A 15714-nucleotide genomic window follows, 5' to 3' on the forward strand; every position below is an offset into this window, starting at 1 on the left:
GATCAAACAGCCCCGGATCATTTCCGGGGCTGTTACCTCGTTGACTTCTATATAGAGAATTCCACATAGCCCTGCGTTAAGGAAGAAAGAATGCCGCCGCCGGGATGACCTCCTTGACCTGACTGGGACTCTCCCACATCAGCACGGCCCGCGCATCACCCTGATTCTCATAGAACTCCACTTTGATGTCATGCAGCTTGCCAGCGATCAGATTAACAATACCTTTTCGCTCCTGTCCACTCTGCTTGATCCAGCTGTCAATAACCAGCTGTCCGTCAATCCAGATTCGAATGCCATCATCGGATGAAGAGTACACCGTGTAACCCTCACTATAAGTCGCACTGAGCCTTCCGTTCCAGCGTACAGAGAAGAAGTCCACACCGATTGCCGGGTCCGGCGAGCCTTGTCTCCAGACAAAGTTAATATTGGCATCCGTCCGTACTAAAGCTGGCATTCCGCTAAGAAGCATATTATTAAAATACTCTCCCCGCAGACCACTGACAGGGACTGGCGGACTACCCTCAGGCTTGGAAGCCTGAACTGCAAGTGCCTTCGTATATTCACTCCTGTTGATGGTGAAGCTGGCATTCATAAAATCCTTGATAGCCGACTCCGTATTGCTCTCATAAAGAAGCTTGCCCCAGGTCATCAGGTAAGACCACCTGCGCTGTGACTTGGCAAGTAGTGCAGGTGACGGAAGCTTGCCATTCTCCCCAATAGCAATCAGCTTGCCCCGCCCAAGATCCCACAGCCGATTATGAAACTCATCCTTAAATTCACTGTTATAGATATCGAGTGCCAGAATATCCACCCTCGCCCCGCCGGGGTAATAAGCTTCTTGCGCTTCAACTCCATCACCGTCTGCATTTGGGCTCCACACCCATAGTATATTGTTCAACTTATGAGTCTTCGTGAAATGATCGAACATCAAATTCCAAAGTGTGATGAACTTGCTCTTGCGCCCCCACCAGAACCAACCGCCGTTCATCTCGTGATATGGCCTCCATAACACAGGAACACCAGCATCCGCTAACTTGCGCAAAGACAAAGCAACGTCATCGAGATCGGCAAGCAGTGCAGCATTCTGGGGAGTGCCGGGCGTTACGTATTTATCGAATTCTGCATTACTCAGATTCATAGATACATTAGACCAGGCCGGGGCTGTTCCAGGCAGATGAGCGTGATAGGTCAGGGCTACAATCCCTCCGGACTGGTACCAGCGGATTGCACTGGCGACTACCCCGCCTCTTTGGCTGCGGATCAGTTCTGGCGTCTGGTTGTTGATGGCTCCCAGTTCGTAACCATGGAGCCCGGCATATTGTCCCCCAGTCGTCTTCAGCTTATTGCTGAATTCATCGGGACTTTCGAGATAATCATGCTGTCCGTTAATAATCCCCGTGCCTTGTAAAGCATATAACGTCCTCAGAAGATTTCGGGCAGGAACCGTCAAATTCGGATTGGCCGGGGTCATGACCCAATTCCTGAACGCCGTCTGCCACTGCACATCGTTTACCAGCCGTGATGCAGAATCTAACAGCTGCCAAAGTACCCCTTGTTCCATTAGCCCTCACCACCCTTGTACTTTTGGTACATAGTATGAAAAGGCCCTGTACACGGACGCGGCTAATCTACAGGACAGAGAGCCTGTCTTTAGAATCTGCTGTTTCTCTGCTCGATTTTATCAGCGATATACAAATCCAGGCGCTATAATTGGAAATACGCTATACTGATTGAAGCGCAGAAAAAGGAGGAGCAGAAGTGAAGTTACGTAAATTAATCGGCAGTCTCATCATTGTTGCGCTGCTAGCTCTGGGTTCTTACTGGTATGAAGAGGACGGACAGTTCCCGCCATCATCCCCATCCGATTCTGAAATTGTCCAGCTGGTCTTTCCCTCGGATCGTTATCCGGAGACAGCTAAGCACATCCAGGATGCCATTGCAAAGGGTGAGTCCGCCATATGCACAATCGATCGTGAGCAAGCAGAGAACAACCGCCGCCTCTCTCTAAAGGGCGTCCCTACCAAGAAGGGCTATGACCGCGACGAATGGCCAATGGCGATGTGCAAGGAAGGCGGAGAAGGCGCAGATATTGAATACATATCGCCAAGCGACAACCGCGGCGCCGGAAGTTGGGTTGGCAATCAGCTAGAAGGATATGCGGACGGTGTTCGCGTGGAGTTCATGTTCCAATAATGACAGAACCGGCCCCGGATAACCTCCGGGGCCTTATTATGTAAAGGTGTCCACAATATTCGCCATCCACACCCACCTGAATGTGCCATTGTTCAACTCTAACTTGATTTGCAGCGGTTTGACGTTCATAATCCGCACAATTCCACTTAGTTTTTCAGTGCCAAACGGGTCCCAAGTATACATAGAAATCCTGCACCCGTTCTGAAACGAATAAAAAATATCTTCCATTATCGCCTTGCATTGAGCCACCGTTAATTCAGGCTTACCGCGGTACTCCATATCTCTGCACTCCACCTCTAGTCGCTCCAGTAAGCCCTTCATCCAAAATTCCTGACTTGCTGCTATGCCGAAATTCCCAATATTGCTGGTCATGATGTCTGTCCCCCTGCCGAAATTTAACGATTGATTTTATTATATGCGAACAAATGTTCTTGATGCAATGTTTAAAATCCTCTATTTCAGTTTAAAATAGAATGGAATTTTATCCATAAACGGAGAGCCAGGTGTTCTATATTTGTTATCGCGGAAGAAGACTATACGGACCCATGTCTGAAACCGAGGCCTTGCAGGAATGGTTTACCTTATCGGGAACGATCAAAGAATTGTACATTGTCGAAGTGGATCCGAATACCGGAAGAATCAAACGCCAAATTGGGCCTGCGCGCAGAAAAAAGAAATAACCCCCGCCCGGCTAAGGCCAGGGGGGGACAGTACGATAAAGCTATCCTAGAACAAACAGGCTTTAGTGATGATAACCAACAGAATGAAGAGAACCAGAATAGCACCTGTAGAAGTAAAAGGACTTACACACGGAGCGACAACCGGAGCTTCATTTACCGGACTAACATTTCCACAACCGCAACCATATCCTGCACCCATTTAAATTTCCTCCTTAGAATGATGAATATTGAATACAGCTCAGAATATGTGAAATTCCGCCTTGAGGTATGGGCCAACAGGTAAAGAAATGCGTGACAATTATATCAAGGCCTTGACTGAGCTATTTTTGTGTACCCTGCCTGCTTATAAAAAAGAATATCCTTGTCGATATAGCTTATAGAGGGAGGTGCGACATGGATATTGCAGCATTATCTACTTCAATGAGCCAGGCATCCCTGGCCCAGGCTGTGGGTATACAGGTATTAAGCATTGCTAAGGACCAGGCAGAAACTCAGAGCCAGAATCTGGTGCAGATGCTTGAACAAAGCGTTCATCCTAGCTTAGGAAAAACACTTGATATTCGCGTCTGATTGTTTTATGCTAATCTAACAAGAACATTAGTTCCCTTTTTTAAAAGTATTTCAAAAGACACCAGGCGGAAAGCAGACATCTGCTTTCTCCGCCTCTCTGTATTTCACAAGCCCTCCGGGCTTTTCTTTTACTTTTAAATACGAACATACGATCCTATAACGAGGTGGATGAAGTGAAATCATATTATCAAATGACTGTTTTGGAGAAATGGACCGAGGATCTATACAACAGACTCCAAATAAAGCAGCCTTCCCAAATCTCCATCGAGTATATTTCAGAACGCTTGAATATCTGGGTCCATTATCTCGATGTGAGAAGCAAGGCGGTGGAGGCATCTGCCGGGATGTACAGCATGTTCATTGATAATCGTCTGCCATCAAGCATGCAGCGCCTGGAATTTCTTCACGCCCTCTGCCACCTGCTGCGCCATTCCGGGAAGCGTACGCTGATGCCCGAAATCTTCACTCAAGATCAGGAGGATGAATCCGACCGCTTCATTCTGTATGCCTCCATGCCCTACTCCATGATCTCGCGCATGCCATTGCCGGAGCAGCGTGGAGAGGCGATTCGTTACCTGTCAGCTATGTTTCAAGTCCCGAACGAATTGGCTGTCCAGCGGATTGATCAGATACAAAGACGCATATTTCAAGGTCAACTGCTTGCGGTAATGTCCCCAGCAAATTAATTCCAATGATATTCAGTCCGGCTCGCGGGGATAATAGCGATAACACAATCGCCAAGCTATTAACCGCCCACCCGCGTTACATGGTGGAATGATCTCATTGGAGGGAGCTTATGGAAGCCACTAAAGTCATTGCCTTATTATTGACCCATCCCGAATACAATGTTGATGCAGTACACCCCGAAATGCCTGATTTTGTCGGAATCGAAACGATTGAAGTGGACCACGAGACTCAGACCTTCTCCATCCTGCTGCAAGAACCCAAGGAAGATGATATAGTTCTATAATCATACGCTCCGCTAGGTTTATCGACCAGCGGAGCATGTATGATTCATGTGGCCCTAAGATCCATAAGACCTGTATGTGCATGAAACGCCTCCTGCTAACGGTTGTTATACCAATCATAATATGGGTATAATTGACACAGACTAATTTATGGAGGCAATTTAATGAATAAAGGAGTACGTCAGAACTTGCAAGCTGCAGTGGCAAAGAACGAACGTATTAACCTCGTTTTATTGAATGGCGGGAATCTAAAGGGAACAGCCGAAGCCTTGACCTACCGAATGATCAAGATACAGACGGAGGAAGAATCACTCTGGGTTCCGATTACGGAGATCGAGAGCGTGTCCCATACATTGCAACACAATATAACCGGTACCCCGGTGGACCAGGAAGCCAGCAGAGAGAAAGACAGTCAAATCACAATCAGCCGCATCCAAGAGGCAATAGCCCAAGAGAATAACCCCATACAGCTGAGAGCCTTGGCAGAGCTTCTAATCACGTATTTGGACAAGAAGATCTACGATTAACTGTTTTACCGACAAACTCTGTAAGCAGACATCATACAATATCTATCCTACTCATACATAGGCCTGACTACATCAAAGCACCTCGCCTTGTTGGCAAGGTGCTTATTTTGCGGCTTTTCACAAGCCTCTCCATTACTACTTGGCTATCGCTCTTAAAACACCCGTCAGCCGCTTGATTCCCTCTGTCCCGGCCCAGCTCCCGGCACTCGCCAAAATCACGTTATGAAACAACTTCATAGCTATGGAATACGCCATCGTTCCGATCACGATCTCCATGACAATAAACCGCAGGATATCCCGAGAGGTTATAATATATACCTTAAACTCCTGATTATGCAGCATGGGCTCACCATCCACCTCTATAGCGTTTATGTAACCCATATGCTTTCACCAGTTTGTCTGATTCCTTTAAAAAACAAAGCAGATATCACTAGGTTAAAGTATTTTTACCTTATTCCCGAATAAGTAATATCAATATTCTCCCAGAATTATAGTAATATTTACCTAGTTCTGATAGACTATATCTAAATATCATACAATTCAGGAGGATTTTTGTCGTGAAAAAAGTATTACTCCCACTGTTCCTTTCGATAATTCTGTTACTTACACCCGCACTAGCCAGTGCCCATCCGGGTCGAACCGATTCAAAAGGTGGTCATTATTGCCGCACAAACTGCGAGAAGTGGGGATTGAAAAAGGGAGAATACCACTATCACAACAGTGGAACCAAAAAGAAAAATCACTGATTTTACATAACTCTGGCACCTCAATGTTTGAAATCAATTGAGCTGCCAGAGTAACCTAAAGAACTTCAGGATCCATAAGCTGTACTCTAAATTCCCCAGGTTTAACCATCGTATGGAATCTAAGCCTCTGAGTCGAAGTAAGATATGAATATTCCTCTTCCCCAACTTCTGCTGGGTTACCCAAAGCACTCATGCTTTGATCCTGGGTCCATTGATCAAATTCTCCCAGGTCAAGATAATCAATTGTATCTATTACATACTCGACAGTCAGTTTCAAATTATCCTTTAAATTCCATATCGCAACTTTAGAGTCCACTTCAAATGAATCATCGGGGTTACCAAGGAGTTTAATCGCTTCTTTAATATTCATCCCTAAAGTTATCCCATGGATATAGAATTTATTACTTTTTTTTACAATCTTCAAAGGACTCACAATTTGATGATCTTGAACCAAAGAATCAATCTTCTCCTGATTAACATCAGGAATAAAGTTTCCCTCAAACAAATCATTGGCAGCCTGAATTAACACAAACAGCGCTTGCTTTTCTCCTAAATCACTGCTCTCAGTTACTTTCTTTTTCAAAGACGGTATGTAATTATTTTTATAATATTCACTGTATTTATTACTAACCAACACTAGATCTTCCTTGTTTACATCGAATTCATATACATCATCCCAATAGGGCATTTGAGCATTACTAAGATTGTCCACATCTATTCGATATGAAATCACAAACTCATTTACACCATCGTGGTCTATATCAACACTTTTAGGTTCAAAGATGTCGCTGATTAATTTAGTTTTAACAACACCTTCTTTACGGTACTCTACTTCAAATTCTCCCCGACCATTGTTTCCACCGTTTGACACAAAAGAAGTATGGATAACCTCTTCAACTAAATCCGCCTTTAGCGAGTCTTCGACTAATTGCTTTTCCGGTTCTGGTTCTTTTTCTGCTTCTACCACGGGTATAGTTTCAAATGTTACCTTATTGTTATTCTCATCCGTTGAAGCTTGATGATTCTTTATTGAAAAAGTAAACTTAGTCAAAAATCCGAAACTGATTACAGCTGTTACAAGAAGAATTGCGGCAATGTAAGATGAATTTTTGATAATTCTTTTCTGCTTTTCTTTGTTTCTTTTTAATTGTTGCTCATTTTTCTCACGTTCTTCCATCTGCTTTTTTGCCTTTTCTTCTTCAAAAACCCTCAAATTCCGGATTATTGTCTCCTCTTCTTTATAATCAGTCAGAACATTCTCTTTGTTTCTTCTGCATCTTTTACAAGTTAGGTGATCGCCAACATTCAATCTTCCGCAAATACATATCCATCTCTCATCAAACTCGTTAGCCAAATATTTAGCATCATCCCCAGCTCTCGCTTGTACGAATGCCAATAGCTTGGGATCCCCTACCTTTACTAGTTCAATCTTTTCCGATGAAGAGGTATCGTTGTTCCACATTGAATTATCGTCAAACAGGATTTTCACAATATCCACTTCTATTTTTCTGGTGTTTTGATCCACTGCCAGCTCTAACTTTTTGTCCGTGAATTGTCTTAAGCTCGGAGGTAAACCATCTTTAAATTCAATCTTACATTCAAATGTGTTCCGCTCATCCTCAACTGGATCACCGAATTGGTCATAGCAGTAAATAATAATTTTTAGTCCTTTTACGGTACGGGAAGACAAGTTGTTAAACATTAATGAACAGTAAATCTTTCCTGTGCTTCTACTCTCATATAATTCATAATCAAGACATTCAACAGGACATTCGATATTTACTAACATTCCATTCCCCCGCTTAATCGCTTAATAAACGTAGATCGTCTTCTTCTGGCTCTTTTCCTAATTTTGAATTAATTTTATGTAATTGCTCTATAATCTCGGATATACCGATGAAAAACATCCCCGACACAAAACCAGCAGCCCAATACAACAGAGTGACAGACCATATTTGTTCATATGTGTCACTATAGAGTCCAACATTTTCTCTCCCAAATACCAAACCTAGAATAAATCCTGCTGCGATGTTAATAATCCCCATCCAAGTTATTACACCAGAAATTTTATTTTCCCTTTCCAACAACCTGATCACCACCTTCCCAATAGTTATATATTACCATATGAAAAATAGGTATCTATACTTCTCTGCGGAAAATCATCAGCCGACCGCTCTAACGAAGAACTGTTCACTACCAAAATGGCTGCGCGATGCTACAGATAAGGGGGTATAACCTTACTCGAAAGATGCCCTTTACATATATCATTCTTAGTAAAATGCATAGATTACCATCCCTTTATCTGATAGAATCAATTTTAAATAATTATCAGATTTAGGGGGAAGAATGATTGGAAAAGTCGATTTTTAAAAAGTGGTGGTTTTGGTTACTGGTGATAATTATTTTTGGAGTGAAGTGGTGGCTTTGCTTACTGGTGGTACTTGTTTTTGGAGTTATGGGTAATATGGGTGGAAATAAGAAGGTCGCTGAGTCCACACTGTCAGCTACAACTACCGTAGAACCTACAGAAGATCCAACGCCAGCTCCCCACAGTGGAGATAACAGAAGCTCCTACTGAAAAGCTCCCCCAGCATCAACTGCCGCTCCTGACAAAAAAACTGCACAAGATTGAAAGTCAGAGATAGGCCTTTGATTGTTATCAAAACACAAAATATACATATTACGGTGCCCCACGAACCTCAATGGTCCGCGGGGCTTTGTTAATCTTTTAGGATCTGCAGTTTTGGAATATTATTAGCAGCTTTAAGTTCTATAGTTATTTTGTAGTATTCCTGCCTTCCCACACTCAAGCATATTCGCTCCGCTAAGTGTATAAACAGCAAAAAACCCTTACAACGTAAGGGTTTTGGCGAAGTGGGCCCTGAGGGACTCGAACCCCCGACCAATCGGTTATGAGCCGACCGCTCTAACCAACTGAGCTAAGGGCCCGGATCTAAAATATCCGTATTTAGGAGTGCTGAGGATGAATAAAATTGGTTGCGGGGGCAGGATTTGAACCTGCGGCCTTCGGGTTATGAGCCCGACGAGCTACCGGGCTGCTCCACCCCGCGTCAGTCATTAAATTCAAACAGCGACAATAATTAATATACATTACATGATGCCTCTAAGTCAAGAGAATTTAGAAAAACTTCTCAAGGGAGGAAACGTACCCCGTACTTTCCCTTACGGGAACGGTAAATTTCCACGAAACGTGGATCATGATAGCCATAAATCCATCCGTCCTGCTCTAATCGCTTGGCTAGACATCCGGCTTGAAATCGGGTCCGGAACAACTTGGCGAAGTATATCCAGTTCATGCTGTATTCGGCTCCTTTGTCGGCAAAATAATGGGATTCCTTCATGAGCTTATCATACCCAGTTTTCATAAAATAAGCCGCCGAAACTCCCGGCGGCTTTGGACCTTTTATTTGGAATAAATAGTGATTAATTCCTCACAGCACCTTGTGACATCCAGCCATCCTCCAGATCAAAGGTGGACGCCGGGGATTTTTTCAGCTTCTCAAGCATCTTATTACCCTGGGATTCCCAGGTCTTCAGTGCTCGATCCACAGATTGGCGGCCGTTATACACTTCGATGAACAACTGACGGCCGGCATCGCTGATTTGGGTAATTCCCGGCTTCTGCGCCTCCAGTTGATCCATAGCGGGATCACCAGCAGGCAGTGGTTTCTGTGTATAAAAAGGCTGCAAATCCAGACCCGGCTGACTGGAAGTAATGTAGTCTGTGCGGGACGTCAGTTCGTAGTTGTTATGGGCTTTGATTTTCGCCACCTCGTTGCTGTTAACGAACTTAATCAGGTCCCAGGCATCCTCTGGATCGGGCGCATTAGCACTGATCGCCATCATATTTCCCAGCCAAGTGCCGGATGACACCCCCGGCTTCTCCGCATGCGAAGGTACATTCACAATGCCCCAATCCGCCAGCTTGTAGTTAGGGATTTTGGAGGCATTTCGCTCAATATCCGCCAATTCTTTCACATAGCCGTACTCCCCGATAACCATGGCAGCCTTACCTGTCGCGAATAGATCTCCCTGAAGCGGGTTGAAGCCATTGCTCTCGGGACTACCGACATCGCTGACAAACCCGGGAATAATCCCCTTATGCACAAGTTCACTATAGGTTGTCCATGCTTTTTTCCATGGTTGACTGTTGACAGTCATCTTCTCGCCTTTGTTATCGTACATGGTCAGCTGAAGCGGCGATATATAGGTCAGCATGTCCCAGAATGGATCGCTGGAATAACGGCTCATGGAGAATCCGTAGACACGGCTATCTGGATGACCCGACACTTTGGCCATTTTGGAAGCATTGACAACCTTCGTCGCCAGTGTGAAGACTTCATCCCAGGTCATTCCATTCGTTGGATAAGGTAGACCTGCCTTGTCAAAAATAGCTTTGTTATAATACAAAGCACTGGAATTAAAGGTCGGTGCCAGAGCGTACAGACTGCCGTTACCCAGCTCGCGGATACCATCCAGCATCGTCGGCGCCATATTGCTAATATCATAATGGTCACGATCAATCAGCGGCTGAAGCGGCTTGAGCATGTTGTGGTCTCTCAGGCTCTTGATGAGCGTGCTGTCCCCGACAATAACATCCACAGGCTTGTCTCCGCCCATGAGCTTACGAATGCTCTCCAGGTTGTCTCCTGCGGGTGCTTGCGGGCCAGGATTGAAACGGGTGTCACTACTGTTTATAGCTGGCACAATCTCAAGCTTGACCTCTGGATGCTTCAATTCATACAGATCCGTAAATTGTTGGCGAAAATAGGTATCCTCTTCTCCGCTCCACAAGCTACCGATCCGCAGCACACGTTCTTTCTGCTGAGCATGGCCTTGCCCTGATTCTGCCCACGCTGTATGTAAGTTCGATGACGCCAATGGCAGCAGCAATGCCGCGCTAAGACCAAGACTCACCCGGCGGATTGCCTTTCGTTTCTTGTCAGTTGTATTCCTATTAAATTTCACTATATATCCCTCCTGAACATACTAAACATTAGATCATGAACGCCTGGTTACTGGAGTAATCATCCATTCCTTCTTTATGTATTATATAGGTTTATAGCATTGTGAAAGTTACAGCAAATTTAAAGTTAAACAACGAATCTTTCATCGAATTCCCTTATATTGGAATAATTAGAACGGCTTCTCCGTCCGCTAAGGGACGGTATCCGTTTCAGCGATATATATATTAAAAAAAGTCCCTGCGCGCCAAGGCGAGGGACTGTAAAACATCATTTATACTCCAAATGCCGCAGGATCTTTTCTCCAGGAGTGCAGAAGATCTACATCACTTGCAGCAATTTTACTCTGCGACAGTGCAACATCAATCAACGTGGTGTAATTGGACAGGCTCAGCAGCGGAATCTCTGCATCAGCGAATGCTTGTGTAGCCCGATCTAGCTCATAGCTGAAAATAGCCAGTACCGCCAGTGGCACGCCACCGGCCTCCTGAACCGCCTGAGCGGCCTTAATGGAGCTGCCCCCAGTGGAGATCAGGTCCTCAATAACGATCACCTTCTGCCCTGGAGCAATCAGGCCCTCAATCTGGTTCTGCTTGCCATGACCCTTAGCTTTATCACGGATATATGCCATAGGCAGATTCAGCTTGTCAGCTACCCAAGCCGCATGCGGGATACCCGCTGTTGCTGTTCCGGCAATCACTTCAGCATCCGGGTAACGGCTCTTAATCAGCTCGGCAAATGCATCGGCGATATAGTTACGGACCTCTGGATACGATAAAGTCAGACGGTTATCACAGTAGATGGGCGACTTAATACCGGAAGTCCAGGTAAAAGGCTCTTGCGGACGCAGGTTTACCGCCCCGATCTCCAGCAAATACGAAGCGACTTGTTCACTTTTATTCGAAAATTGGCTCACGCTTGAATCATCTCCTCAATAATGGTTAGTGCCGCTTGACGCGGATCGGATGCTGCCGTAATCGGTCGGCCGATGACGAGATAGTGGCTGCCCTGCCGGATCGCTTGTCCCGGTGTCAGGACTCTCGTCTGGTCATCCATCGATGAGCCGGCTGGCCGGATGCCAGGGGTCACTGTGCGAAAATCCGGGCCACAGGCGGACGCAATGGCCGCCGACTCCTGCGGGGAGGCTACAACGCCATCCAGGCCTGCTTCCGCAGCCAGCTTGGCATACCGAACCACCGTGTCATCTACATTGCCCGGGACTCCAATCTCCCCGTTCATGACTTCCTGACTCGTACTGGTCAGCTGGGTTACCGCAATAATCACCGGCATATTAAGCTCCGGATTAGCGCTAACCGCAGCAGCTGCGCCCTCACGGGCAGCAGCCATCATAGCCTTGCCGCCTCCGGCATGCACGTTGAACATATCAGCACCCAGCCTTGTAATGCTGCCTGCTCCGCCTTTTACCGTGTTCGGGATATCATGCATTTTGACATCCAGGAATACAGAGTAGCCTCGTTCTTTCAGCTCCCGTACGAACTCCGGCCCAGCCGCATAGAACAACTGCATGCCTACTTTCATATAGCATGGGATGCCTTCCAGCTTCTCCATGAGCAGTCTTGCACTCGCTACATCCGGGTAATCCAGGGCAATCATCAGCCGCTTAGCCATGTCTGACCATGCAGCATCGAGATCTGTCTTCACCTCTTGTTCTTTTTCGTAAGCCATAACCACCGCTCCTATCCAGTTTCACCTTGTCCACGAGGACCTCATTCATCTTATTCATGGCCCGGTCATGGCGGGACGGTCTGCGAATCATCCGCAAACCGTCCCTGTAGCATGTTCAATGCTGTCTATTCAGTTCTTTATTGACCGACAAATGCAGGCATGGACTGCGACGAGAAGTTGATTGTCTGCAGCATTCTCAGCAGCGCCGCTACGGTGTCGAGGGAGGTCATGCATACTACGCCATTCTCTACCGCTTCACGGCGGATACGGAATCCGTCACGCTCTGGTGTTTTACCCTTAGTCAGGGTGTTGAAGACAAAGTTCGCTTGTCCGCTGCGGATCAAGTCGACGATGTTCGGCTCGCCTTCGCCCAGCTTGTTCACGTTCATCACGTTCAGGCCAGCATCTTCAAGTGCGATTGCCGTACCGCCTGTAGCAATGATTTTGTAACCCATCGCATGGAAGCCCTTCATCAGTTCAACCGCTTCAGCTTTGTCCTTGTCAGCCACCGTCACGATAATGGCTCCCGTAGCCGGGATCTTCATACCCGCTCCGATGAGACCTTTATACAGCGCTTTGGCATACAGCTTGTCGCGGCCCATAACTTCACCGGTGGATTTCATTTCCGGCCCCAGTGTAGGCTCTACGCGGCGCAGCTTGGCAAAGGAGAACACCGGCACTTTAACCGATACATAATCGCTTTCCGGCCATAGTCCTTCTTGGTAGCCGTCTTCCTTGAGCTTGCCGCCAAGGATAACTTTAGTCGCCAGGTGGGCCATAGGAATCCCGGTCACCTTGCTCAGGAACGGAACCGTACGCGAGGAGCGCGGGTTAACCTCGATAACATAGACTTCATTTTTATAGATAACGAACTGGATGTTGACCAGACCAATGGTCTTCAGTTCCTTGGCAATCTTGATTGTAATTTCGGAAATCTTCTGCTTCAGACCTTCATCCAGATATTGCGGCGGATAGACGGCGATAGAGTCACCGGAGTGAACCCCTGCCCGTTCCACATGCTCCATAATGCCCGGAATGACTACAGTCTCTCCGTCGCAGATGGCGTCTACCTCAACCTCTTTACCCAGCATGTAACGGTCAATCAGTACCGGATGCTCTGGATTCACCTTGACAGCTTCGACCATGTAGCTCAGCAGTTCAGTGTCGTTGTAGACAATCTCCATCGCGCGTCCGCCAAGTACGTAAGACGGGCGAACCAATACCGGATACCCCAGCGACTGTGCGGTTTCAACCGCTTGATCGACAGTCGTAACCGTCTTACCCTTCGGCTGTGCAATATCAAGACGGGAGAGCAATGCTTCGAACTTCTTGCGGTTCTCGGCTTCGTCGATGCTTTCCAGACTTGTTCCGAGAATATTCACCCCGGCAGCACTCAGCGGTGCCGCAAGGTTGATCGCGGTCTGTCCACCGAACTGAACGATTACCCCAATCGGGTTCTCCTGCTCTACTACGTTCATTACATCTTCAAAGAACAGTGGTTCAAAATACAACCGGTCCGATGTGTTGAAGTCTGTAGATACAGTCTCCGGATTGTTATTGATAATTACAGCTTCATAACCAGCCTTCTGAATCGCCCATACCGCGTGTACAGTAGAGTAGTCGAATTCAATCCCCTGTCCGATACGGATCGGACCAGAGCCGAGCACGATTACCTTCTGCTTGTCAGAAGGTGTCACTTCATTCTCAGTCTCATAGGTAGAGTAGTAGTAAGGTGTGGAAGCCTCAAACTCAGCCGCACAAGTATCTACCATCTTGAACACTGGCTTCAGCCCCTGGCTGAGACGCAATGCCCGCACCTCGGATTCCTTCGTTTGCTTGCCGTTAGGGTCACCTTCAGCACGGATCTCGGCGATAGCCAGGTCAGTGAAGCCAAAACGCTTAGCTTCATACAACGTTTCTGCGGTCAGGCTTTCTTCCCCGCGAATAACGCTCTCGAAGTTCACCAAACCTTCGATCTTGGAGAGGAACCACCAGTCAACGTTAGTGATATCCTGAACCTCTTGCAATCCGTAGCCGCGGCGGAATGCCTCGGCGATCAGGAACAGACGCTCATCATCGGCTTTTGCCAACCGATCTCTCAGAACCTGTTCTTCGAGCTTCTCTGCCCCTGGCAGACGGAAGCGGTGAACGCCGATTTCAAGGGAACGAACCGCTTTATGAATGGACTCTTCGAAAGTACGGCCGATGGCCATAACCTCTCCGGTCGCTTTCATCTGCGTGCCCAGCTTGCGGTTAGCCGACGTGAACTTGTCGAACGGCCAGCGCGGGATTTTGCTCACGATATAGTCAAGGGTAGGCTCGAAGCAGGCATAAGTCTGTCCGGTTACCGGGTTGACGATTTCATCCAGCGTGTAGCCAAGGGCAATCTTGGCAGCCATCTTCGCAATCGGATAGCCGGTTGCCTTGGAAGCCAGCGCCGAGGAGCGGCTAACACGCGGGTTCACTTCAATGACATAGTATTGATAGCTTTGCGGATCAAGCGCGAACTGTACGTTACAGCCGCCTTCGATGTTCAGCGCACGGATAATTTTGAGCGACGCGCTGCGCAGCATTTGGTACTCACGGTCAGACAGCGTCTGGCTCGGCGCCACAACGATACTGTCCCCGGTATGTACACCCACCGGATCAAAGTTCTCCATGTTGCAGACCACGATACAGTTATCGTTGGCATCGCGCATAACTTCATATTCGACTTCCTTCATGCCGGCGATGCTCTTCTCAACCAGACATTGTCCGATCGGGCTGTAACGGATACCTGCCTTAACCGTCTCACGCAGTTCCTCTTCGTTATCACAGATACCGCCGCCTGTACCACCCAAAGTGTACGCAGGACGGACAATCAGCGGATAGCCGATCTCATCAGCGAAGCTCAGAGCTTCTTCCAGTGTAGTGATGATTGTGCTCTCTGGAACTGGCTGATCCAATTCGCGCATCAGTTCGCGGAACAAATCGCGGTCCTCAGCTTTTTCGATGGAGTGAAGCTGCGTTCCGAGCAACTTCACATTCTCTTGCTCCAGAACGCCTGCACGGGCCAGTTCTACAGCCATATTCAAACCGGTCTGTCCGCCGAGTGTTGGCAGCAAGCCGTCCGGACGTTCTTGGCGGATAATGCCGGTGACGAATTCAAGGGTGATAGGTTCAATATAGACTTTGTCGGCCATATTGGTATCGGTCATGATGGTCGCCGGGTTGCTGTTGATCAGCACTACCTCAACGCCTTCTTCTTTCAGAGCTTGGCAAGCTTGAGTTCCTGCATAGTCGAACTCGGCTGCTTGGCCAATGACGATCGGACCGGAGCCGATCACCAGTATCTTTTTAAGTTTATCATTCTTAGGCAT

General features: G+C 47.1%; 18 protein-coding genes, 2 tRNA genes and 1 pseudogene. 8 read left to right on the top strand and 13 right to left on the bottom strand.

What is annotated here, in order from left to right; translation table 11 throughout:
- Positions 1–76: 76 nt before the first annotated feature.
- Positions 77–1561: a glycosyl hydrolase gene (locus ACFVU8_RS11600; RefSeq protein WP_387427497.1), complete on the bottom strand. Its 1485-nt coding sequence runs from the start codon at positions 1559–1561 to the stop codon at positions 77–79.
- 197 nt (positions 1562–1758) lie between these two features.
- Here ACFVU8_RS11600 and ACFVU8_RS11605 point away from each other — a divergent pair, with 197 nt between their 5' ends.
- The gene (locus ACFVU8_RS11605) at positions 1759–2193 is read left to right on the top strand and encodes a DNA-entry nuclease (RefSeq protein WP_387427499.1); all 435 of its coding nucleotides are present in this window, start codon (positions 1759–1761) and stop codon (positions 2191–2193) included.
- Between the two features lie 36 nt (positions 2194–2229).
- Here ACFVU8_RS11605 and ACFVU8_RS11610 read toward each other — a convergent pair whose 3' ends face one another.
- Positions 2230–2565: a YolD-like family protein gene (locus ACFVU8_RS11610; protein WP_387427501.1), complete on the bottom strand. Its 336-nt coding sequence runs from the start codon at positions 2563–2565 to the stop codon at positions 2230–2232.
- Positions 2566–2738: 173 nt separating this feature from the next.
- On the opposite strand from ACFVU8_RS11610, the gene ACFVU8_RS11615 reads away from it, so the two are divergent.
- Entirely contained in the window at positions 2739–2873 is a 135-nt protein-coding gene (locus ACFVU8_RS11615) for a hypothetical protein (RefSeq protein ID WP_387427503.1), read from the top strand.
- Positions 2874–2919: 46 nt separating this feature from the next.
- Here ACFVU8_RS11615 and ACFVU8_RS11620 read toward each other — a convergent pair whose 3' ends face one another.
- Positions 2920–3072 carry a hypothetical protein gene (locus ACFVU8_RS11620; protein ID WP_175372782.1) on the bottom strand — a complete coding sequence of 51 codons (153 nt, stop codon included), beginning with the start codon at positions 3070–3072 and terminating at the stop codon, positions 2920–2922.
- A gap of 194 nt (positions 3073–3266) precedes the next feature.
- On the opposite strand from ACFVU8_RS11620, the gene ACFVU8_RS11625 reads away from it, so the two are divergent.
- The 4 genes from ACFVU8_RS11625 to ACFVU8_RS11640 all read left to right on the top strand — a co-directional run bounded on the left by ACFVU8_RS11625 (position 3267) and on the right by ACFVU8_RS11640 (position 4938).
- Positions 3267–3443 (top strand): YjfB family protein, encoded by a 177-nt coding sequence (locus tag ACFVU8_RS11625; protein ID WP_066364027.1) that lies wholly within the window; start codon positions 3267–3269, stop codon positions 3441–3443.
- Between the two features lie 173 nt (positions 3444–3616).
- Positions 3617–4129 carry an ImmA/IrrE family metallo-endopeptidase gene (locus ACFVU8_RS11630; protein ID WP_379465759.1) on the top strand — a complete coding sequence of 171 codons (513 nt, stop codon included), beginning with the start codon at positions 3617–3619 and terminating at the stop codon, positions 4127–4129.
- Positions 4130–4239: 110 nt separating this feature from the next.
- Positions 4240–4413 carry a hypothetical protein gene (locus ACFVU8_RS11635; protein ID WP_175372915.1) on the top strand — a complete coding sequence of 58 codons (174 nt, stop codon included), beginning with the start codon at positions 4240–4242 and terminating at the stop codon, positions 4411–4413.
- 162 nt (positions 4414–4575) lie between these two features.
- Positions 4576–4938, top strand: coding sequence for a hypothetical protein (locus ACFVU8_RS11640; protein ID WP_379465761.1), 363 nt, complete (start codon positions 4576–4578; stop codon positions 4936–4938).
- 135 nt (positions 4939–5073) lie between these two features.
- Here ACFVU8_RS11640 and ACFVU8_RS11645 read toward each other — a convergent pair whose 3' ends face one another.
- Positions 5074–5319, bottom strand: coding sequence for a hypothetical protein (locus tag ACFVU8_RS11645; protein WP_379465762.1), 246 nt, complete (start codon positions 5317–5319; stop codon positions 5074–5076).
- A gap of 167 nt (positions 5320–5486) precedes the next feature.
- Between ACFVU8_RS11645 and ACFVU8_RS11650 the strand changes: the two are divergent.
- Positions 5487–5657: pseudogene (locus tag ACFVU8_RS11650) on the top strand (YHYH domain-containing protein); the annotation flags it as partial.
- A gap of 82 nt (positions 5658–5739) precedes the next feature.
- Here ACFVU8_RS11650 and ACFVU8_RS11655 read toward each other — a convergent pair.
- On the bottom strand, positions 5740–7473 hold the full coding sequence (locus ACFVU8_RS11655) for a hypothetical protein (protein ID WP_387427504.1): 1734 nt from the start codon (positions 7471–7473) through the stop codon (positions 5740–5742).
- A 13-nt stretch (positions 7474–7486) separates the two neighbouring features.
- Positions 7487–7771, bottom strand: coding sequence for a hypothetical protein (locus ACFVU8_RS11660; protein ID WP_066364037.1), 285 nt, complete (start codon positions 7769–7771; stop codon positions 7487–7489).
- Between the two features lie 263 nt (positions 7772–8034).
- Between ACFVU8_RS11660 and ACFVU8_RS11665 the strand changes: the two genes are divergently transcribed.
- Entirely contained in the window at positions 8035–8262 is a 228-nt protein-coding gene (locus ACFVU8_RS11665) for a hypothetical protein (RefSeq protein WP_387427506.1), read from the top strand.
- A 297-nt stretch (positions 8263–8559) separates the two neighbouring features.
- Here the strand turns inward: ACFVU8_RS11665 and ACFVU8_RS11670 are convergent.
- From ACFVU8_RS11670 to carB, 7 genes are all read right to left on the bottom strand, one after another.
- Positions 8560–8633, bottom strand: a tRNA-Ile gene (locus tag ACFVU8_RS11670).
- A 45-nt stretch (positions 8634–8678) separates the two neighbouring features.
- Positions 8679–8755: transfer RNA gene (locus ACFVU8_RS11675), tRNA-Met, on the bottom strand.
- Between the two features lie 81 nt (positions 8756–8836).
- Positions 8837–9070, bottom strand: a complete 234-nt coding sequence (locus ACFVU8_RS11680; RefSeq protein ID WP_175372781.1) for a hypothetical protein — start codon at positions 9068–9070, stop codon at positions 8837–8839.
- A 58-nt stretch (positions 9071–9128) separates the two neighbouring features.
- Positions 9129–10673, bottom strand: coding sequence for an ABC transporter substrate-binding protein (locus tag ACFVU8_RS11685; protein WP_387427508.1), 1545 nt, complete (start codon positions 10671–10673; stop codon positions 9129–9131).
- Between the two features lie 270 nt (positions 10674–10943).
- The gene (gene pyrE, locus ACFVU8_RS11690; RefSeq protein WP_175372908.1) at positions 10944–11585 is read right to left on the bottom strand and encodes an orotate phosphoribosyltransferase; all 642 of its coding nucleotides are present in this window, start codon (positions 11583–11585) and stop codon (positions 10944–10946) included.
- Positions 11582–12355: an orotidine-5'-phosphate decarboxylase gene (gene pyrF / locus ACFVU8_RS11695; RefSeq protein ID WP_387427510.1), complete on the bottom strand. Its 774-nt coding sequence runs from the start codon at positions 12353–12355 to the stop codon at positions 11582–11584. Before pyrF ends, pyrE begins: the two co-directional genes overlap by 4 nt.
- A 137-nt stretch (positions 12356–12492) precedes the next feature.
- Complete coding sequence (gene carB / locus ACFVU8_RS11700) at positions 12493–15714, bottom strand: carbamoyl-phosphate synthase large subunit (RefSeq protein WP_387427511.1); 3222 nt, start codon at positions 15712–15714, stop codon at positions 12493–12495.

Source organism: Paenibacillus sp. NPDC058177, from assembly GCF_042883835.1.
Lineage (GTDB): Bacteria > Bacillota > Bacilli > Paenibacillales > Paenibacillaceae > Paenibacillus_AQ > Paenibacillus_AQ agri.

Bases quoted from the DNA above. Each gene is read 5' to 3' on its own strand.
- ACFVU8_RS11600 (WP_387427497.1), bottom strand. From the start codon at position 1,561: ATGGAACAAGGGGTACTTTGGCAGCTGTTAGATTCTGCATCACGGCTG.
- ACFVU8_RS11610 (WP_387427501.1), bottom strand. From the start codon at position 2,565: ATGACCAGCAATATTGGGAATTTCGGCATAGCAGCAAGTCAGGAATTT.
- ACFVU8_RS11615 (WP_387427503.1), top strand. From the start codon at position 2,739: ATGTCTGAAACCGAGGCCTTGCAGGAATGGTTTACCTTATCGGGAACG.
- ACFVU8_RS11620 (WP_175372782.1), bottom strand. From the start codon at position 3,072: ATGGGTGCAGGATATGGTTGCGGTTGTGGAAATGTTAGTCCGGTAAAT.
- ACFVU8_RS11625 (WP_066364027.1), top strand. From the start codon at position 3,267: ATGGATATTGCAGCATTATCTACTTCAATGAGCCAGGCATCCCTGGCC.
- ACFVU8_RS11635 (WP_175372915.1), top strand. From the start codon at position 4,240: ATGGAAGCCACTAAAGTCATTGCCTTATTATTGACCCATCCCGAATAC.
- ACFVU8_RS11640 (WP_379465761.1), top strand. From the start codon at position 4,576: ATGAATAAAGGAGTACGTCAGAACTTGCAAGCTGCAGTGGCAAAGAAC.
- ACFVU8_RS11645 (WP_379465762.1), bottom strand. From the start codon at position 5,319: ATGGGTTACATAAACGCTATAGAGGTGGATGGTGAGCCCATGCTGCAT.
- ACFVU8_RS11655 (WP_387427504.1), bottom strand. From the start codon at position 7,473: ATGTTAGTAAATATCGAATGTCCTGTTGAATGTCTTGATTATGAATTA.
- ACFVU8_RS11680 (WP_175372781.1), bottom strand. From the start codon at position 9,070: ATGAAAACTGGGTATGATAAGCTCATGAAGGAATCCCATTATTTTGCC.
- pyrF (WP_387427510.1), bottom strand. From the start codon at position 12,355: ATGGCTTACGAAAAAGAACAAGAGGTGAAGACAGATCTCGATGCTGCA.
- carB (WP_387427511.1), bottom strand. From the start codon at position 15,714: ATGCCTAAGAATGATAAACTTAAAAAGATACTGGTGATCGGCTCCGGT.